This is a genomic window from Winslowiella iniecta (assembly GCF_001267535.1).
GTDB classification, from domain to species: Bacteria; Pseudomonadota; Gammaproteobacteria; order Enterobacterales; family Enterobacteriaceae; genus Erwinia; species Erwinia iniecta.
In genome coordinates this window covers 202,974-223,044 of sequence record NZ_JRXE01000003.1, presented here as the reverse complement: position 1 = coordinate 223,044, position 20,071 = coordinate 202,974, and the positions used below count along the sequence as shown (strand labels likewise).

The following is a 20,071-nucleotide window of genomic DNA, read 5'->3' as shown; positions in this document are numbered from 1 at the left end:
CTCAGTAACGAGCTGTGTACCAGCGGATCGTCAAGCCTGGCGGCAACGTAATCGGCCATGGTTCAGGCCTCCGCCACTGCGGGGCAAACACGGGTAGTGCGCGAACAGGAGCGGGACAGCGGCTCAGTGCCGGAGTGTGTCCGGAAAAGCCTTTCTTCGACGGGGAAGGGTAGAGAAATGCGTTCAGGCATAGCGTTTCATCCATAAAATAATTCACTGCCCCTGCGACGGGGAGTTCACCTGATCCTTCAGGGAGTCACTATCAATATCTTTACTGGCAGGGCACGGTGCGCCTTCGCGAGGCTTTAGCGACAGCCCCGGTTTTTTCGATTGGCAGAACGCTGCCTTGCATTGTTTTAAACTAACCGCTGCGAAAGCGCAACGGCAAAAATCATCCGTTGCGAATTGTACTTTTAACCAATAAAACAGGCGTATTGCTCAATTTATTTCACTGATGATTTTTAAAAAAGCAGAACCCGCCCTCAGTCCATAGGGGAGGTAATAATACAATTAAATTTTCGTGCGCAGGCGGTTATCACCAGCCCATGCAGATTATTCGCATCATATTGCAGGCGAGTAATATGGATTTTTTGCCAGCCTGCTTGCCCACCAATAATCTGATTATTGATGCCGACGAGGAAACCATTATTCGCCATGATCATGGCATGAACCATTATCCTTTTTCCTTGCTGTTTTTCGACAAAGACCAAAAACGAACCGGGTTCGCTCGCCATTAATTCATCAGTACTGCGGATAATTTGTGCCGATTCACCCACAAGTTGTTGATAATTTTCTGCACTGGTTTGTGTCAGCAGATGATCGGCAGTTTTATTGTCAAATATCCAGCCATGGGCAAATAATTTTATTATCGCCTGCCATGACTCGCCTTCCCCAATATCTTTTGCCCATTGCGCTGACGGATAATCAGTAAAAAATTCGGCGAGTTTGATGGTGTTTTTAAGATCATAATTAGGTTCTGTTGGAGTGGATATGGAAGAAGGCGGCACGGGAGGAAGTAAAGACGTCTGAATATGTAAACTCAATTTATGATCGTCGGTTTTCAGTACAAAACCATGCTGCTCATCCTGAATCCAGTTGCCGGCTGCGAGATAAATTTTCTGCCATTGTTCTCCGCTGCCGATAACCTGGTTGTTGACCCCAACCGCGGTGCCATTACCCACCATCAACATAGCATGTGACATTGGCGGTTCGCCTGGCCCGGCTTCCCGGTCCAGAAAAGCAATACGCGCACCCGGCTCGGCAAGGCTGATATCTTGCAGTGAGGTGATCCTTCTGGGGCTATCTCCCAGAAAATAGTCATAATTATCTGCCCGCGTTTGCCCCCGGAGCTGCTGCGCGGTAGTGGGGTTAATTAACTGCGTCCCTGCCTGTAAATTGATGACGGGCATCCATGGCTGATATTTATCGTTGTTAACAGCCCTGCGAGCGTTTGTCAGAGAAGGCAGCATGGCAAAGGTATTGGCGAGCGCCACGGTTTTACTCAGAGCGATGGGAGTTTCAGTTAACAGTGAACTGACCGGAATCGGGGTGGTTCGCAAAGAAAGCAGAATATTCCTGACCTGAAACCTGAAATCTTTCGCGGTCAGCACAAACAGAATGGCGTCCACGGGAAATGTGGCCTCTAACTGATTACGCAGATTGACGCGTGCCTGATGCCGATCAACCGCCACTATCAGCGGAACATGAAAGTTATTACCCGGTCTTTCCAGCCAGCGGGTATTTTGTTCCAGGCGCTGAAGGCGTAACTGTGAAAGCGTGTTATTGAACTCTCCCGGTTGGTTTATCAAAAACTCATCGATTCCTGGGGCGTATAAACTGCTGATTTCTGCCGCCATCCCAGCCGGAATGATCTCAGTTGGCGCATATCCCTGAAGACGATTTTGCCTGAGCAGTGGAGCTGAAGAGCCGAAGTCAGTCAGCGTGATATTGCCGTCATTATCGGCATCGATACCGCGTAAATCAGTTCCTACCAAAATATAATCGCCCTCAGGTAACGGGGTCGGTTGCTGACTGATGGGGTAGCGGGATAGCAGGGCGATTTTTTGACCAAGCTCGTCAGCAGGTTGCAATTTATGCTGTGTAAAATGCTGGCCCAGTATCAGGCTCAGGGTGCTATTGTCTGATATCACGGCTTGCTCAAACAGAATGGCTTCCTGCTTCGATAATTGTTCTCGTGTGTTTTCTTGTGCAACTTCAATATTGTTTAACGAGAGGTTTTTAATACATTTTTTATACCAGTCAGGATAAGTCAGCACCGCTTCTGAAAAAGGTGTTTTATCTAAAGGTAACAGGTTGATATCTGACGAAGAATATTCAGGCGTAGCAAACCAGTCAATGCTGATAGCGCTATTTTTGGGCTGGCTCAACAGCCACTCCTCGGCACCGTAGAGTAAAATATCTTCTGGGTTGCCGGAGATGAATTTTGCAGTGTCAAACCAGATTACGACATCATCCGAATGGGTAAAGGGAGAGTCCGGGTCTGATGATGGCGATTTAACCCGTAGCAGATAATCGATTTGCGGCTGATCAATGATATTTAGCCACCGTGATATTCTGCCAATATCTACTTGATAGAAGTTGCTTTGTAAATATTGCTGGAGGATGCCCTGCATTTTAGCCTGGTCATTGAACGACTGCGTGTTCAGCACAATATTCTGCTGATGGCTGGCAAAGTAATCAGGAAAATTAGCAAGAACTTTCCGAACCTCATCTACCGGGGCTGGGGCTTTGCGCTCCGGCAAAAGCGTTAAATGATACTGTTTCGCGCCGTCAGCAAGGGAGTTATTGCCACCATCAGGATATATTTCATTTTGATAAGCAGAAATAACCTGTTTTAAGTCATTGACCAGGCTCTGCACGGTGCAGGAAGGGAGTTGGTCAAAAGTTGCTTTAACTATTTTGCTCCCTTGTTTGAACAGACCGGTGATCAGGTTTGGGCTGTAGCTATGTAATACAAATCCCGCCACTTCCAGCGCGATCCCGAGGACGGCATCGGAAAAGGCTTTTTTAGCCTCTTTGCTTCGGTCAGCTGTGCTCGCCTTGACCAGCTTGGGGAAGATGGATAATGCCGGTGCCAGCATCAGAGCACCTCGCAGGCCGGTATTAGCACCACCCCAAATTGGGCTGATGACGCTGGCGCGGGTAAGGGAAATGCCAATAGTGGGTATTGTATAAATGTATACCATCGTTGAGATGGTATACAGTATTTCGATGGCGCTATCCAGCTGGCACTCTGCATTGGATTTCACCAGATAATTCATGTTCGATTGTAATGTTCTGACAAAATTTCCCAGTAAATCTTCGGTGAGGTGAGCGCTTTTTTTCAGGGTTAATGATTTATCTGCGGTGGGAGCAATCCATACTTTTTTCGCAAAAGTTTTACCATGAAACGTCACCTTATATTGGCCGTAGCTGTCAATAATAATCTGGTTGTCTTTTATCTCTTTTAGCGGTGACTCAGTCTGTACTTTGATCGGCAGGTTTTTATTTATCATATTAAGAACCGCGACAGCATCAGTCTTACTGTCAAAAAAAGAGATAGATCCTGAAGGATCTATTTTTACGTCCCATGAGCCACCGTCTCTAAGAGAAAGGATAATACCCTCATTGATTTTTCCTTCTTGTATTGGAATAAAAATAATATTATTGATGGCGTATCCATGCCAGTTCATCAGGTAATACCTTTTCTCCGTTACCGCCAGCCTAATATGATTGTTCTCGAAAATACTTTTATTATCTACTAACAATTCTCCGATAGCCTTGCTGACTATCGCACTGAACAGGCTAAGCATACCATCTTTAACCACGTCACTGGAAAGTGTAGTGGTCAACTCAGCCATATACAATGATTGTAAATCCAGTTGTAATATTTTTTCTTGTAGTTTTTGACTTATTCCTTCAGGAAATCTGAAGTGTAGACTTTCATAACGAAAGTTGTTATTGCGTAAATATTCACGAGTGAGAATCTCGGTAACCGTATAATTCCCTATCGGTTGCCAGCTACCCTCCAGGCTGCGATCCAGTATCGGCATATGCTGGCGATTATAGCTGGCTGGCATTATTACACCTACTCCGACCTGAGTGGTGCTGTTAAATTTTAGAAGATCAATATTTTCTTCTGAAATAATTTCATTTGCTTTGTTGGTTATCCATAAATTAACATTCCAGATCGGGGATTGTATTTTATGGAGAATCTCTGCCATTTTATCCAGGCTTTTTCTGGCGGCTCCTACCGCATACCACCAGCTGGCTTGTTGATTGGCGGCACTCTGCCAGTCCATTGCTATTGTATTATCGATATCACCAAAATATTTGCTGGTAATAAAGGTGACAACATCTGAACAGAGTGGTGTACTCCAGTGTAAATTGCAGGCCAGGGAGATATGCTTCTGCTGTATTTCATCTTCAACGTTTACAAATCTGGCCAGTGCTTCCGGCAGAGGTACTATTTCCTCACGGGTGTCGTCATTCTCCGTAGTTGTTAACGTGACCAGCTCATGATTTTCTATTTCTCCAGGATATTTGATTTGCAGTGATTCATAAAATGAATCGACGATATTCTCTCTGATCTTTATCTTTTGCAGAGTTTTGAAATAAGAGTCTGGCCTGGCTGCTACTGCACCGGATAATGGCCATGCTGAGCCGAAAACAGTTGTGGGTTGCTGCCACCGTTTTTTCTGTACTTTTTCGTGGACTAACCCGTTAAAAAATCCCGGGCGCAAAGGCATGCTGAGCTCCATTTCGCCTGGACGGAAAGGATTGAGCGAATAGGGGGGCTGTGACGGAGAAATATTTACGGAATGCGGCTGGCCGGTATCACGTTTAATTTCGGTGGTTTTAGCCGTGGCATAACTGGCTGGTCGTTTCTCTTTACTGTTAGTGGTTTGTTCGGCAGTTCGTATTTCTGCTTCCTGCGGTCGAAATACGGTCAATTGATCTCCGGGGCCAGCGAATTGCGTTACTGGCACTGGCCGCGAGTGTGGCGGGATATTCACCCCTTGCAGTATAAAGGGCTGGTCACCACTCTCAATTTGTATGCGATTGTACACGGCACCGGCTTCATCAATTACCAGCGAATGCGACAGTGTTGTGGCATCATTATCCGCCTGAGGGGTAGTGTCGTTAACTGCAGGGAGCGCGCAACCGACGGCAAGATTAAGTGGTTGCTTATGCAGTTGTAGCAGTTCATAGCAGGTTTGCACCTGGACCAGTAATGCTGTCTGTTTCTCGCTTGCTCTGTTCAGCACACTGTTAACCTGCCAGCCGTGTGCAGGCATTGCCGGTAAGGTTAAAAGCGGGTCTGGCGTACACTCTGGTGCGTCTGTCACCACTCTGCCAGTGCTGCTGAACGCGGGTTCGACCAGCGGCTGAGCGCCATCACTCCCGGTCAGCAATGATAAGCGGTTTTGCACCCACCGATCGAGACTGTGCCAAAGATTTTTATCCGCCAATGCAATATACGGCCTGCCTGGAACGGCGACTGTACCCTCCAGCGCGGATAGCCAGTGATTAATGTGCAGTTTTAATTCATGGTCCAGGGTATCAACCACTCCTTTCTGACGCATCTGCCAGAGCAACTGAGCTACCCACACCACGGTGGGCAGCAGTGGATTTAGCTGGGTGAGTGCATTGCTGACCACCGGCATCCGCATTAACTGCGGCAGGCATTTCTCTGCCAGTCCGGTTTCACTCTCTGTAACCGTGCGATAGATTTCCGCCATTAATAGTTGCCAGAGTGCCGGGCAGCGCTGCTCGAGATCTGTCATTTCAGGCCCTGCTGGCGATTGGCCGAGCGCGATAGCGGCCAGTTGTTGCAGCTGTTCATTACGCAGCAGGGGGCGCGGAATGCCAGGCAACCACGGGTAAAGGCTGTGACAGGATCGCGGTTCAGCATTGTGTACTATTGCTTCCCGCGCCTCAGGCTGGCGTAGCTGTCGACGGATGCGTGCGACAAACTGACAGACATTTTGCTCCGGGACAGGCAGATTTTTACAGGCTTCAGCCCAGGCCTGGTCGTAAGGCGGTTTTGGTGCTGAGAACGTCAGTCCGAAGCGAGAGTTGACAATGGCTTTTAACGCTTTAATTAAGCTACTGGATTCGGGCGACGTTGCTGAAGGGGGAGGGGATACGGCCGCGAGGCAAGGCGCGGTGGTGCCGCGTGGGTTAAATTCAGTTAAAGGCATCGTTATCTTCCGTGATCGAGTAGAGTTCTACTGGATAAAGATAACTAACTTAGTTAATGCTCAGGGTGCGTCAATTCATCAGGCGGTGAAACGTTGCAGGATAATCGTTATCTGATACTTTTTATTGCTCCCGGATGAATTGATAGCGTAGAGATGTCAGTCTGTAAGACGGCCTTGCGGTTATTCAGGCAAAAAAAAACGCCGCATTATGCGGCGTTTTTTCTTCAACCCGGTCGGCAATTAAGCGCGAACGAAGTCGATGTGGTGCAGTTTTGGCTTGAACGGGTGACGCTGAACAGCCTGAACTTTAACCTTAACTTCTTTACCGTCAACAACCAGAGTCATAACATCGGTATAGAACTCAGGCTTAGTCTGCATGTTCATTACGGAGTCGTGGTCCAGTTCAACAGCAACAGCTGCATCTTCACCGCCATAAATGATGGCCGGGAATTTGTTAGCTGCACGCAGGCGGCGGCTCGCACCCTTACCCTGCTCTTTACGGGTTTCTACATTGATAGTGATCATTGTTGATTCTCTTCAATTAATTATCCTGCTACAGGCGACCCAGCAACAGGTTGGATAAACGGTTTAAATCGTTCAGCTTCCGCGTAGCAAAAGCGGGCGGCATTATAGCTGTGTTTGCCGGTCCGGGCAAACAATACAGCGTCAGCGCAGCTCATTAGCGCGACGAAAACGGCCCTGATAGTCGAAAACTTTCTCGCGAACCTGCCAGAACTGGCGCTGCTGGCGGGCAACCACAAAGTCGGGATGGCGCAACAGTGGCTGCATTGCCACCACATCCGCTGCGGTTTCCCAGCCCAGCGGCACGCCGGGCGCACGCTGATGCGGGCGCATAAACAGCTGCTCGAAAGCTTTACGCTGTGCAGGCGTTTTCAGCCGGAAGCGCTCACTGACGCTGGTGCCATCCTCGTCAAAATAGCTGGCCTTCAGCCATTCACCTTTCTCATCGCTGCCGTGGGTCAGCTCCATGCCGCCACAGCGCAGTACCAGGGCATCTTTCAGCTTCAGCGCGGCTTTCAGCATATCGTCAGGATCGACCAGGATCGCATCACACTGATGACAACGCCGGGCGGCGATATCATTTTCTGCATTGCAGTGCGGGCAGTTCTTAAAGCGAAAACGATAGTCACACTGTTCGCGATGGCCGTCATCATCTTCCAGCACGCCCTGACAACGACGGCCAAAATGTTCAATGATGGTGCCATCGGCTGTGGTTTTTCCCCAGAAAGTATTGGCAAAACCACAGCCGGGACAAAATACCTGTACCGGCTGATTATCGCTTTTCCCTTTAGGCGCGCCGACTTCCGGGGTGTAAAGGTCATGAGGATTACCGGCGTAGTCGAGGATCAGGCAGTCGCTTTTGCCTTCACACAGACGTAAGCCGCGACCAACAATTTGCTGATACAGGCTGACGGATTCAGTGGGGCGCAAAATAGCGATCAGATCAACGTGCGGCGCATCGAAGCCGGTAGTTAATACCGCTACATTGACCAGGTAGCGTAACTGCTGGTTTTTGAACGCGCTGATGGTGGCATCGCGCTCTGGCCCCGGCGTATCGGCGCTAACCAATGCCTTGCCCTCCGGCAGCAAACCAAGGATCTCTTTGGCATGCTCGACGGTAGAGGCAAAAATCATCACCCCTCGACGATCGGCAGCAAATTCGACAATCTGCTGAATAATATGCGGCGTGATCCTCTGCTGCTGTTTCAGCTCACGGTTAAGGTCGGCCTCACTGAACAGGCCACTGGCCTGCGCGCGAAGCCGACTAAAATCATATTGCACCACCGGCATATCCAGCCGCTCGGGCGGCACCAGAAAGCCGTGTTTAATCATATAACGCAGCGGCAGTTCATAGATGCAGTCGCGGAATAGCGCTTTTTCGTCACCGCGCACCATGCCGTGATAGTGAAACTGATAAATCCAGCCTTTGCCCAGCCGGTAGGGGGTGGCCGTCAGGCCCAGCAGACACAACTGCGGATTATGCTGTCGCAGATGGTTGAGGATTTGCTGATACTGACTCTCTTCATCGTCACTGATACGGTGGCATTCATCGACAATCAGCAGCGAAAAGGCACTGTCAAACTGCGGCAAATTACGCGCGACCGACTGCACGCTGCCGAACACCACTTTACTGCGGCTCTCTTTGCGTTGCAGACCGGCGGCAAAAATATCGGCCTTCAGCCCGTACGCCTGATATTTACTGTGGTTTTGCGCCACCAGTTCTTTGACGTGAGCCAGCACCAGCACGCGTCCGCGCGCCAGCCGCGCCAGTTCGGCGATCACCAGGCTTTTGCCTGCGCCGGTAGGCAGTACAATCACTGCCGGTTGCTGAGAACGACGGAAGTAGCTGAGCGTAGCATCAACCGCTTCCTGCTGATAAGGACGCAGAGTAAACGACATGGTAAGACAACAATTCTGGAAACAGAGTCGCATTATGCCATGAAAGCCAGTGAACGGGGCGATCGCCTCTGTTAGCCGCGCTGAACTCTGGTTATACTGTCGCACATACCTTTCCGGGCGTACGCCGCCTTTCAAACGTTTGTCGCGAGGCAGACGTCGGACTTCATTTCAAGAACACAGGCAAAGCAGATTTAATGCGACTCGATAAATTTTTATCTCAGCAACTGGAAATCAGCCGGGCAATCGCGGCACGCGAAATTCGCGCTAAACGTGTTACGGTCGATGGCGAAATCGTTCGTGATACTTCATTTAAACTGGATCCCGAGCACCAGGTGGAATATGACGGTAACCCGCTGCAGCAGCAGTTTGGACCGCGCTATTTTATGCTGAATAAACCAGAGGGTTATGTCTGCTCGACCGACGATCCCGATCATCCCACCGTGCTCTATTTCCTCGAAGAACCGACCGCTTACAAACTGCATGCGGCAGGCCGTCTCGATATTGATACCACCGGGCTGGTATTGATGACGGACGACGGTCAGTGGTCGCACCGCATCACTTCACCGCGTCACCACTGTGAGAAAACCTATCTGGTGACGCTGGAGAATCCGCTTAGTGACGATACCGCGCAACAGTTTGCCGATGGCGTTCAGCTGCATAATGAGAAATCACTGACCAAACCGGCACAGCTGGAAGTGATCAGCGACAATCAGGTGCGTCTGACCATCAGTGAAGGGCGCTATCATCAGGTGAAACGAATGTTTGCTGCGGTCGGCAACCATGTGGTGGCGCTGCATCGTGAGCGTATCGGCGATATTACGCTGGATGACGATCTGGAGCCGGGCGAATATCGTGCGCTGACGGCAGAAGAGATCGCCAGTGTTGGCGTACCGCGCTGATAAAATTGAGAAAATTTCAGAAGGTATTAAGGAGCATGGGTGCGGAAGGATAAAAACTCTTCAGTGGGATTAGTGGTTATTCTCGGCCTGTTGGCCATGTTAATGCCGTTATCAATTGATATGTACCTGCCGGCACTGCCGCAAATTGCCAAAGAATTTGCGGTACCGGCGGGCAGCGTGCAGATGACGCTGAATGTCTACATTCTCGGTTTTGCCCTTGGCCAGCTGTTCTACGGCCCCATGGCTGACAGCTTCGGGCGTAAGCCGGTGATTACCTTTGGTACGCTGGTTTTTGCGCTGGCGGCGGCGGCTTGTGCCCTGTCACAAACTATCGATCAGTTGATCAATATGCGTCTGCTGCACGGCCTGTCGGCGGCGGCCGGTAGCGTGGTGATCAGCGCACTGATGCGCGACAGCTACTCGAAAGAGGAGTTTTCGCGCATGATGTCGTTTGTGATGCTGGTTACGACCATTGCGCCATTACTGGCACCGATTATTGGTGGCTGGCTGCTGATGTTCTGGAGCTGGCACGCTATTTTCTGGGTGATCTCTGCGGCGGCCGTTGTCACTACCGTACTGGTGGTAACGCAAATTAAAGAGACGTTGCCCAAAGAGAAGCGACAGCGGTTTAACCTGCGCACCATGCTGGGAAACTTCCTGTCGCTGCTGCGTCACAAGCGGGTTTTCAGTTATATGCTGGCCAGTGGTTTTTCGTTTGCCGGTCTGTTTTCGTTTCTGAATGCCGGGCCGTTCGTCTATATCGAAATTAACCATATTTCGCCGCAGGATTTCGGCTACTACTTTGCGCTTAACGTGGTGTTCCTGTTTGTGATGACGCTGATTAACAGCCGCTCGGTGCGTCGTTTTGGCCCGCTGGCGATGTTCCGTTTTGGCCTGATTATCCAGTTTGCTATGGGTATCTGGTTGCTGATTGTCAGTGCGCTGGACCTCGGCTTTATACCGCTGGTGTTTGGGGTCGCGATGTTTATCGGCTGTGTCTCGATGGTGTCATCCAATGCGATGGCGGTGATCCTCGATGAATTTCCGCACATGGCCGGTACCGCTTCGTCGCTGGCAGGCACAATGCGTTTTGGCATCGGTGCGCTGGTCGGCATGCTGCTGTCCACTTCGACATTTAACAGCGCCTGGCCAATGGTGTGGGCGATCGCGTTCTGCGCCACTGCCTCGATTCTGTTCTACCTCTACGCCAGCCGTCCGCGTAAAATTGCCTGAAGCTCTCGCTCTGGACGGGAGCCGATAACGGCTCCCCTACAACTCACGTAACGTTAAATCGTAGCGGTGGCGTTCTCGCCGCCCGTTTCTCAATACTTATCACGGCATTTTGGTCGCGCAGCGACACCATTACGCCATCGGCTGAGCTAATCCCCTTTATTTATGTTGATTTAATGTAAAATTAGGCGCATAAAAAAGTAACGAAATTGCAGCAAAAATGGTTGTTTTCGCGCCATTAACGCGGTACATATAACAACAAAACGAGAGCTAACTCTCAAATATAACGTCGTAATACAGATTTGTTTTAAAAACGCGACGGCTTGCATTGACGCTAATGGCAGGTTTTGACCCAGGGAAGATACGGTCGCTGTTTGTCTGTAGCCGAAACAGTCGTGGATTTTGCTCATTGCTCTGGGGATTTGATTTGAATACGTTACAGCTTTCGGTTGTTCATCGCCTGCCGCAAAGTTATCGCTGGTGTGCCGGGCTGGCAGGTGGCTCGGTAGAGCCGCTGGAAATCAGCGCTTTAGCCCATGATAACGATCTGATTGGCCTGAAGTTATTAAGCCATGATGGTGAACTGGCATGGGATATTATGCATATGCTAAAAGCGTCACTGGTCGATATTCAGGTGGAGTGCTCGGTCGTCGAGTGGCAGGGCGAACCCTGCCTGTTTGTTCATCGTGACGATGAAAGTGCCACCAACTGTCGCCTGAAAAATCAGGGTGTGGCGATTGCCGAAACCTTTTCGGCCACCAATCCTTTCTGATCCCGCTCTGCTGGTATGATCTTATGACAGCGCCAGCAGCTGGCGGGTATATTCCTGTTGCGGCGCAGTAAAAATCTGTTCGCACTCACCTTGCTCAACCACTTCACCCTGACGCAGTACCACCACCTGATGACACAGTGACCGCACCACCTGCAGGTCATGGCTGATAAATACGTAGGCCAGACGGTACTGCTGCTGTAATTTTTTCAGCAGGGTAAGAATCTGCTTCTGTACCGAACGATCGAGCGAAGAGGTGGGCTCATCCAGAATAATCAGTTCCGGCTGGAGGATCAGCGCGCGGGCAATAGCGATGCGCTGGCGCTGTCCGCCTGAGAATTCAGCCGGATAGCGATGGCGCGTCGCCGGATCCAGCCCGACCTCCTGCATCGCCTGGATCACCTGCTGTTCACGCTGCTGTGGCGTCAGTTGCGGGCGATGAACCTGCAACCCTTCAGCGATAATTTGTGTGATATTCAGTCGCGGATTGAGTGATGAGTTAGGATCCTGAAATACTACCTGAATGCGTGGACGGACAGAGAGCATCTGCTTACGATCCCAGCGGTGAAGGGGTTGACCATCAAACCAGATATCCCCTTGTGACTGAATCAGGCGCAGTAATGCCAGCCCGGTGGTGCTTTTGCCGGAGCCGGATTCACCCACCAGCCCAAGGCTTTCGCCCGGATGCAGTTCAAAGCTCAGCGCTTTCAACGCGTGATGATGATCGACTACCCGACGCAACAGCCCGCGTTTAATCGGAAAAGAAACCTGCAACTTATCAACGCGCAGCAGCGGGGCTTTGTCGCGGTCGGCAGGCGCAGGCCGCCCGTCCGGTTCGGCATCAAGCAATTGACGTGTGTAGGCATGCTGCGGCGCGGCAAACAGCTGGCGGGTGGCGTTATGTTCCACCGCCTGTCCGTTTTGCATCACGGTGACGTTGTCGGCCAGCTGCCGCACGATATTCAGGTTATGGGTAATAAACAGCAACCCCATGTTCAGCTCTTGTTTCAGCTCTTGCAGCAGTCTGAGGATCTGCGCCTGCACCGTGACGTCCAGCGCGGTCGTCGGCTCATCGGCAATCAACAGTTCCGGCTGGGTCAGCAGCGCCATGGCAATCATCACGCGCTGGCGTTCACCGCCGGACAGCTGATGTGGGAAATCATTCAGGCGGCTTTTCGCCTGACGAATGCCAACCCGATCGAGGCAGCTCAGCATTTCAGCCCGTGCTGCTTCACGTCGCATGCCGCGATGTAGCGACAGCACTTCATACAGTTGCTGTTCAATATTGTGCAGTGGATTCAGCGAGACCATCGGCTCCTGAAAAATCATCGCCATGCGGTTGCCGCGCAGACTCCGCAAAGTGCGGTCATCTGCCTGCAACACATTGTGGCCGTCGAAAATAATTTCACCGCTCGGGTAGAGGGTTGGCGGTGTGGGAAGCAGGCGCATCACTGATAAGGCGGTCACGCTTTTGCCGGATCCGGATTCGCCGACCAGCGCCCGGGTCTCACCGGCCTCAACCGACAGCGATAAATGACTGACAACCTGCTGTTGGCTATTACCCTGACGAAAGGCGATGCTAAGATCCTGAATAGAAAGAAGTGGCGTACTCATATCAATGCACCTTGCTCGGATCGAAGGCGTCACGCACTGCTTCGCCAATAAAAATCAGTAGCGACAGCAAAATCGCCAGTGAGAAGAAACCGGCCAGACCGAGCCACGGCGCCTGCAAATTATTTTTCCCCTGTAACAACAGTTCACCTAATGAAGGCGAGCCGAGCGGTAGACCGAAACCAAGGAAATCCAGCGACGTCAGGGTGGTGATCGAACCGCACAGAATAAACGGCAGAAAGGTCAGGGTGGCGACCATCGCATTCGGCAAAATATGGCGCAACATAATGCGGCTGTCGCTGACGCCCAGCGCCTGCGCAGCACGGATATAATCAAAGTTACGCGCGCGCAGAAACTCGGCGCGCACCACACCGACCAGGCTCATCCAGCCAAAGATCACGGTAATCGCCAGCAGCCACCAGAAGCCCGGCTGTACGACGCTGGAGAGCAGAATAATCAGGAACAGCGTCGGCATGCCGGACCAGACTTCAATAAAACGCTGACCAATCAGATCGATCTTGCCACCGAAGTAACCCTGGGTAGCACCAACCGCAATGCCAATCACGCTGGAAACCAGCGTCAGCATCAGGCCAAACAGTAAGGAGATACGGGTGCCGTAGAGAATACGCGCCAGCACATCACCGCCGTTAGCATCAGTGCCGAGCCAGTTCTGGCTGGAGGGCGGCGAAGGGAAGGGGACATCAGTGCTGAAGTTAATCGTGCTGTCGCCAAAGCGAATCGGTGCCCAGAGCGCCCAACCTTGCTGCTCCAGCCGCTGCTTCAGCCACGGATCCTGATAATCGGCCGCAGTTGCCAGCGGCCCGCCGAAATCCGCTTCGCTGTAGTCAAACAGCACCGGCGCATACCAGCGCTCCTGATAATGCACCACTAACGGTTTATCGTTAGCCAGCAGTTCCGCAAACAGGCAGAGAACAAACAGGATGGCAAAAATCCACAGTGACCAGTAGCCACGGCGGTTGTGACGAAAACGGCCCCAGCGAGCCTGGTTAATCGGCGATAAGCGGCTCATTGGCGTCCCTCAAAATCGATGCGTGGGTCGACCAGCGTATAGGTGATATCACTGAGAATATTCAGCAATAAACCTATCAGGGTGAAAATGTACAGGGTGCCAAACATCACCGGATAATCGCGCTGGATAGTGGCGTCATAACCCAGCAGGCCAAGACCATTTAATGAAAACATCACTTCAATCAGTAACGAGCCGGTAAAAAACATGCTGATAAAGGTGGCGGGGAAACCGGCAATCACCAGCAGCATCGCATTGCGAAACACGTGACGATAAAGGATATTCTTCTCATCCAGCCCTTTGGCGCGAGCGGTGACCACATACTGTTTACGAATCTCATCGAGAAACGAGTTTTTTGTCAGCATGGTGAGTGTGGCAAAGCCGCCAATCACTGTCGCCAGTATTGGCAGGGTGATATGCCAGAGATAATCGGTGATTTTGCCGTACCACGGCAGGTTATCAAATTGCGGTGAAGTCAGGCCGCGTAGCGGGAACCAGTCAAGATAACTGCCACCGGCAAACACCACGATCAGCATAATACCAAACAGGAAAGAGGGAATGGCGTAGCCGACGATAATCAGGGTGCTGCTCCAGATATCAAAAGCGCTACCGTTATGCACCGCTTTTCTGATACCGAGCGGGATCGACACCAGATAGATAATCAGCGTGCTCCACAGGCCGAGCGTCACCGAAACCGGCAGACTGTCTTTAATCAGCTGGATCACGGAGGAACTGCGGAACAAGCTGTCGCCAAAATCAAAGCGAGCATAATCCCACAACATTTTAAAATACCGTTCGTGCAGTGGCTTATCAAAGCCGTAGCGTTGGGTAATTTCCGCAATCACTTCAGGATCCAGCCCACGAGAGCCGCGATACTGATTGTCACCGGGATTGCTGGCATTTAACGCCGCGCGTCCGCTGCTGCCGGCTGAATCTGCCCCCGGCAATCCGGTAGTCTGGCCAAACTGAATATTGGCTATCGCCTGGTCGACCGGGCCGCCAGGCGCAATTTGCACAATAAAAAAGTTAATCGTGATAATCGCCCACAAAGTTGGGATCACCAGTAAAAGTCGACGAATAAGATAAGCGCCCAAACTCTACTCCTTAACGGCGTTGGGCCGGCAACTGTGCGGCTTTGTTAACATCGTACCACCAGTTGTCCAGGCCAACGGAATAGGTGGGGGTGATGGCAGGCATGGAAAACTTATTCCAGTAAGCATAACGGTCGTCGGCGCTGTACCACATCGGAATCATGAAGTAGTTCCACAGCAATACCCGATCCAGCGCCTGGCCGAGAGGAAGCAGCGCGGCTTTATCACCCTGATGCTGCATAATCTGCGCGACCAGACCATCAATCACCGGGCTTTGCACCCGCGGTCTGTTCCAGCTGGAGTCGATATATTGTGACACCCATCGGGTCTGTAGCGCGCTGCCGGGGGAGGGCACTGCGTTATAGACGGTAGGAATCATATCGTAATCACCGGTACGAAAGCGGCGCAGGTATTGCGAGCTGTCGACCTGGCGGATATTCACCCGAATACCCAGCCGTTCAAGGTTGTGCTGGAATGGCAACACCCATTCGATATTGCTGCCGCTGCGCAATAACAACTCGAAGCTGAACGGCTTACCGCTGACGACATTGATCAGTTGCTTATTTTTCAGTTCCCAACCGGCCTGTTTCAGCAACGCCAGTGCTTTTAGCAAATTTTTACGATCGTAGCCGCTGCCGTCGGAAACCGGCGGCTGGTAAACGGAAGTGAACACTTCATCCGGTATTTTGCCTTTCAGCGGAGCCAGCAGTTCCAGCTGGGCGGCGTCCGGATACCCTTTAGCGGCATACTCAGTATTCTGGAAGTAACTGTCTGTACGCTTATAAGCATGATAAAACAGCGCTTTATTCATCCATTCGAAGTCAAACGCCAGTCCCAGCGCTTCACGCACCCGGCGATCGCTGAACAGCGCTTTCTGATTATTAAATGCCAGCCAGGTCGCATCGGTGGTGACGATATTTGGCCGTACATCCTTAACGATGTGGTTATTGGTGAAGTTGCTGCCGCGATACTGGGTGGCCCATTTTTTGGCAGAAGTTTCCGCGCGAAAATCGAAGGCACCGGCTTTAAATGCCTCAAAGGCGACATTATCGTCGAGGTAGTAGTCGTAGCGTTTGGTATCAAGATTGTTGCGACCGCGGTTAACCGGCAGATCCGCCGCCCAGTAATCTTTTACCCGTGAATAAGTAATGTACTGCCCGACTTTATAAGACGTAATACGGTACGGGCCGCTGGAAAGCGGCGGATAACCGATAGGCTCATTAAATTTATGATGTTTCCAGAATTTTTCCGGCAACACCGGCAGGCTTAAAAAGCCCAGAATCAAATCTCTGTCCGGCTTCGCCAGCTCGATACGCACCGTCAGGCGCGAGATCGCCTTTGCTTTGGCACCTTTGTACACCACGCGGAACTGCGGCACGCCTTCCGTCATAAACTTATCGAAAGTAAAGGCGACATCAGCAGCGGTTATTGGCGAACCATCCTGGAAGCGGGCATGAGGATTAATGCTGACTTCGGCCCAACTGAAATCATCAGGATATCGTGCTGATTCTGCAATCAGCGGATAGTAGCTGCCGATTTCATCCTCTGAAGGGGTAAACAGCGTGTCGTACAGGCCTTCCGTACCGATACCGGGGTTACCCCGCGAGGCGTAGCGGTTGAAGTTATCGTAAGTGCCGATTGCCGATAACGTCATTTTTCCGCCCTTTGGCGCGGCAGGATTGACGTAGTCGTAATGGGTAAAATTGGTGGCGTATTTGGGTTCGCCCAGCTCGGAGAAGGCGTAGCTCTCGAGGATATTTGCTGCCTGTGCTGACAGACCGACAGCACTAAGCGTAACAAGTATAACCAGGCGTAATAACATCGTGTTGGTCAGCTCCCGCAGCGAAAAGTAAAACAGAATTTATTTAGCGTAGCAGCATTAACTCACTAACCCGTGGTTTGAGCCGGGTGATGCTACTTTTGTTATTTATTAGCCGGCTATCAGGATAAAGCGGTTTGTCGCGTTTGAAAATATGCAATCAGCTGCGAAACGGTCATCGGTCGCCCAAACAGATAACCCTGCATATGGGTTACGCCACGCTTAAGCAGCCAGCTGGCCTGTTCATCGGTCTCTACACCCTCGGCAACGGTACAGAGATTCAGCTTCTTCGCCAGGGTTAACACCGCATCCAGCACCGGCGAAGTGACGGTTTCCATACCGATGCTTTGCACAAAACCGCGATCGATTTTCAGATAGTCAAATGTAAACTTCTCGAGATAGATCAATGCGCTGTGTCCGGTGCCAAAGTCGTCAATCGCGATCTTGATCCCTTGTTGATGGATCCAGTCAAAGATCTCACTGGCGTTGCGCTCGGAAACCATGGTGCGTTCAGTAATTTCAAAAACATAACTGAAATGATCGGCTGGCATGGCGTTGATCCAGTTGCTGACATCATCACGAAAGCTTGCGGAGGTGAGATGATTAGGCGAGATATTAATTCCCATTTTGGTGCCAGCCGGCACCATCTGGCGCAGCTGGTGCGCATCCCGTGCCACCAATTGAAACAGATGGTGGGTCAGGGGAATAATCAGATTCTGCGCTTCGGCATAGCTGATAAAGGCATCCGGCGGGATATTACCTTCAGTGGGATGGGTCCAGCGCATCAGAGCCTCAAGGCCACAGGACTCGCCGGTCGCCGCTTCTATAAGCGGTTGGTACTCCACATGAAACTCACCGCGTTTAATCCCCAGCAGGATCTCTTTACCCGGTCGCTGGCGCAGCGTCAGTAACACAAAGCTGCTGCTGCTGACCAGTACTGCCAGTAACAGCCCCGCCAGCAAAATAGTATGAATATCGCGTCGTGGTAACGTGTTGCCGTACAGATGGAAAGTCAGTGGGTAGCCCGGCAGCGTAAGGGTGCGCAGCGATTTTTTCGGTAACTCAGCGGTGCTAATCAGCTGCGGGTTCCAGCTGGCTAACGCGTTGTCACCGACCACCAGCGCCATACCTTTCAATTCCTGCTGCTGTGAAGCCAGCAACAGCCAGGGGGCGAGATCGATATTCAGCGTAGTCATTACGCCACTACGGTCAGAGCCTGGCCGCTTAAGCCAGAGTACCAGCGCAGGTCTCTCCGGCACTCTTGGCGTGCCTGCTATCAGCGTCAGGTCGAGATCTTTATCCAGGTCGGTTAGCGGGGTGAAAGTGCTGACCGCAAGGGAAAACGCGCCGGTAGCCGAAGAGCAGTAAGCGACACCGTTACGCACCAGCAGAATGGCGCGCACATTATTGGCAAAGGCGGCACGTGAAGTTAGCTCGCTGTTCACCGGTTGACAGGGGCCGGGCGTTAAGGCGTTCAGCGGTTCCAGCAGGGTTTTCATTTCGCTGAACAGGCTGAGAATAGTGTATTGCGTGCGCCATGCCAGCTGGTCGTGGCTCTGTGCGCGTTTCTGGAAAGTGATACTCAGCGTGATGGTGATAAAAAGCAGGAAAAAAGTAAAACCAACTGCAGCACTGATCCACGCAATTTTACGCGTATTTGTCACAGGGTGCGTAACCAGTGTTGATAGTGGCATTGCGTTTTATCTCCCGCTTTAGCCGGTTTTATTTATTGGAATTATGACACTGCCATTCTCCGGGAATATGCTCAGCAGGATATAACGCCGTGGGGGGGAAGTCTCGATATTATTATGATTAGCAAAACTATTTTTGGGGGGAATATTGGTAGATGCTGTTGAAAGCGCACAACTATTGGGCGCGCGGGCGAAGAATGACGCCCATAAAAAAACGCTGCCGTAGCAGCGCTTTTATCAATCTCATTTCGCAGACTTCAGGGGTAAAATCAGCTATGCGTTCGGCTCAGAACACGTCGCCCATCGCGGTAACGATTTTTCCAATATGAATCATTCAGATTGGAGATCATTACACCGCTGCTGGTCGATGCATGAACAAAGTTGTCATTACCTAAGTAGATGCCAACGTGTCGTCCTGTTGAACCGGCGCGGAACAGCACCAGATCTCCGGGACGCAGCTTACTGCGCTGAATACTTTTACCGCTGCCCTGCTGCTCTGAGGTCGAGCGAGGCAGATCCAGACCAAACTGTTCACGGAAGGTCACCTGAACAAAAGCGGAGCAGTCGATGCCACGTTTGTTGGTGCCGCCAAGACGATAACGAACGCCTTTCCAGTCAGCATATTGTTCAAGAATACGTGATTTGATATCCACGTTCTGAACCATCTGTTCGAATTCATCCTGAGACGCTTGAAGTAAAAAACCGTTCTGGTTTTTAACTGCATGGGTCTCAGTTTGTGCGTTGTGACCGTTACTGGTCGTACATGCCGAAAGCAGTGTCGCGAGTGCGACCGCGGGAATGGCCCGCAGGATATATCTCAGAATAGGTTGAGACTTGACCATTATGTTTGTTATCCCTTGAAGTCCTTAACGACACAGGCCGTTAGCAAGTTGCGAAACGAAATGAGATTAATTAGGCCAACCGCGTAAGACAAATCCTGAATGACTAAAATGTGTGAATGAGCACACTTTATTTGTAAAAAAAGGAAAAAAAACACTGTTTTTGCCTAATCCGAAATGAGATTACCCGATTAAAAGCCCCGTGGCGAGGGGTTTTATCGACTTTTTTATGAGTTTTTTTGATGAGAAACAATAGAGTAATAATCAGGTTAAATTATCAACAACGGTCAGTTAATAATGGGCCTGCTTAAGACAAAATTATGGGGCAAACGGGCACGGCAAAAGTAAATAAGAGTAATCCGCTGGACGGAGGCTGCGTGACGCCCATTTTTCTGCGCCATATCGGCGCAATTTCCTGATGCGGAAAATTGATTAGCAAGCTAACAATAAATACGCCGGACGGTTATTCGC

12 protein-coding genes are annotated in these 20,071 nt (G+C 51.1%); 3 read left to right on the top strand and 9 right to left on the bottom strand.

Annotated elements, in window-relative coordinates; all coding sequences use genetic code 11:
• Nucleotides 1-482: 482 nt before the first annotated feature.
• The 3 genes from NG42_RS03225 to radD all read right to left on the bottom strand — a co-directional run bounded on the left by NG42_RS03225 (nt 483) and on the right by radD (nt 8,624).
• Entirely contained in the window at nt 483-6,203 is a 5,721-nt protein-coding gene (locus tag NG42_RS03225; protein WP_052897784.1) for a hypothetical protein, read from the bottom strand.
• Between the two features lie 240 nt (nt 6,204-6,443).
• Nucleotides 6,444-6,728 carry a 50S ribosomal protein L25 gene (rplY, locus tag NG42_RS03220; RefSeq protein ID WP_052897782.1) on the bottom strand — a complete coding sequence of 95 codons (285 nt, stop codon included), beginning with the start codon at nt 6,726-6,728 and terminating at the stop codon, nt 6,444-6,446.
• Between the two features lie 141 nt (nt 6,729-6,869).
• Nucleotides 6,870-8,624 (bottom strand): DNA repair helicase RadD, encoded by a 1,755-nt coding sequence (gene radD / locus NG42_RS03215; protein WP_052897780.1) that lies wholly within the window; start codon nt 8,622-8,624, stop codon nt 6,870-6,872.
• 194 nt (nt 8,625-8,818) lie between these two features.
• Here radD and rsuA point away from each other — a divergent pair, with 194 nt between their 5' ends.
• The 3 genes from rsuA to NG42_RS03200 all read left to right on the top strand — a co-directional run bounded on the left by rsuA (nt 8,819) and on the right by NG42_RS03200 (nt 11,525).
• Nucleotides 8,819-9,523, top strand: coding sequence for a 16S rRNA pseudouridine(516) synthase RsuA (rsuA, locus tag NG42_RS03210; RefSeq protein WP_052897778.1), 705 nt, complete (start codon nt 8,819-8,821; stop codon nt 9,521-9,523).
• A 39-nt stretch (nt 9,524-9,562) separates the two neighbouring features.
• Nucleotides 9,563-10,756, top strand: coding sequence for a Bcr/CflA family multidrug efflux MFS transporter (locus NG42_RS03205; protein WP_052897776.1), 1,194 nt, complete (start codon nt 9,563-9,565; stop codon nt 10,754-10,756).
• Nucleotides 10,757-11,180: 424 nt separating this feature from the next.
• Nucleotides 11,181-11,525 (top strand): YejG family protein, encoded by a 345-nt coding sequence (locus NG42_RS03200; RefSeq protein ID WP_052897774.1) that lies wholly within the window; start codon nt 11,181-11,183, stop codon nt 11,523-11,525.
• Nucleotides 11,526-11,546: 21 nt separating this feature from the next.
• On the opposite strand, the gene yejF is transcribed toward NG42_RS03200, so the two are convergent.
• From yejF to mepS, 6 genes are all read right to left on the bottom strand, one after another.
• Nucleotides 11,547-13,136, bottom strand: coding sequence for a microcin C ABC transporter ATP-binding protein YejF (gene yejF / locus NG42_RS03195; protein ID WP_052897772.1), 1,590 nt, complete (start codon nt 13,134-13,136; stop codon nt 11,547-11,549).
• 1 nt (nt 13,137) lies between these two features.
• The gene (locus tag NG42_RS03190; protein WP_052897770.1) at nt 13,138-14,163 is read right to left on the bottom strand and encodes a microcin C ABC transporter permease; all 1,026 of its coding nucleotides are present in this window, start codon (nt 14,161-14,163) and stop codon (nt 13,138-13,140) included.
• Complete coding sequence (locus NG42_RS03185; protein ID WP_052897768.1) at nt 14,160-15,254, bottom strand: microcin C ABC transporter permease YejB; 1,095 nt, start codon at nt 15,252-15,254, stop codon at nt 14,160-14,162. The genes NG42_RS03190 and NG42_RS03185 overlap by 4 nt, the downstream gene beginning before the upstream one ends.
• A 10-nt stretch (nt 15,255-15,264) precedes the next feature.
• Nucleotides 15,265-17,073 carry an extracellular solute-binding protein gene (locus NG42_RS03180; RefSeq protein ID WP_052897766.1) on the bottom strand — a complete coding sequence of 603 codons (1,809 nt, stop codon included), beginning with the start codon at nt 17,071-17,073 and terminating at the stop codon, nt 15,265-15,267.
• A 119-nt stretch (nt 17,074-17,192) separates the two neighbouring features.
• Nucleotides 17,193-18,734 (bottom strand): cyclic di-GMP phosphodiesterase, encoded by a 1,542-nt coding sequence (locus NG42_RS03175; RefSeq protein WP_338152340.1) that lies wholly within the window; start codon nt 18,732-18,734, stop codon nt 17,193-17,195.
• 296 nt (nt 18,735-19,030) lie between these two features.
• Nucleotides 19,031-19,603 (bottom strand): bifunctional murein DD-endopeptidase/murein LD-carboxypeptidase, encoded by a 573-nt coding sequence (mepS, locus tag NG42_RS03170; protein ID WP_052897762.1) that lies wholly within the window; start codon nt 19,601-19,603, stop codon nt 19,031-19,033.
• Nucleotides 19,604-20,071 lie beyond the last annotated feature (468 nt).

What these genes read in the sequence shown, in the direction of transcription:
- NG42_RS03225 (WP_052897784.1), bottom strand. Translation starts at nt 6,203, where the DNA reads ATGCCTTTAACTGAATTTAACCCACGCGGCACCACCGCGCCTTGCCTC.
- rplY (WP_052897782.1), bottom strand. Translation starts at nt 6,728, where the DNA reads ATGATCACTATCAATGTAGAAACCCGTAAAGAGCAGGGTAAGGGTGCG.
- radD (WP_052897780.1), bottom strand. Translation starts at nt 8,624, where the DNA reads ATGTCGTTTACTCTGCGTCCTTATCAGCAGGAAGCGGTTGATGCTACG.
- rsuA (WP_052897778.1), top strand. Translation starts at nt 8,819, where the DNA reads ATGCGACTCGATAAATTTTTATCTCAGCAACTGGAAATCAGCCGGGCA.
- yejF (WP_052897772.1), bottom strand. Translation starts at nt 13,136, where the DNA reads ATGAGTACGCCACTTCTTTCTATTCAGGATCTTAGCATCGCCTTTCGT.
- NG42_RS03190 (WP_052897770.1), bottom strand. Translation starts at nt 14,163, where the DNA reads ATGAGCCGCTTATCGCCGATTAACCAGGCTCGCTGGGGCCGTTTTCGT.
- NG42_RS03180 (WP_052897766.1), bottom strand. Translation starts at nt 17,073, where the DNA reads ATGTTATTACGCCTGGTTATACTTGTTACGCTTAGTGCTGTCGGTCTG.
- mepS (WP_052897762.1), bottom strand. Translation starts at nt 19,603, where the DNA reads ATGGTCAAGTCTCAACCTATTCTGAGATATATCCTGCGGGCCATTCCC.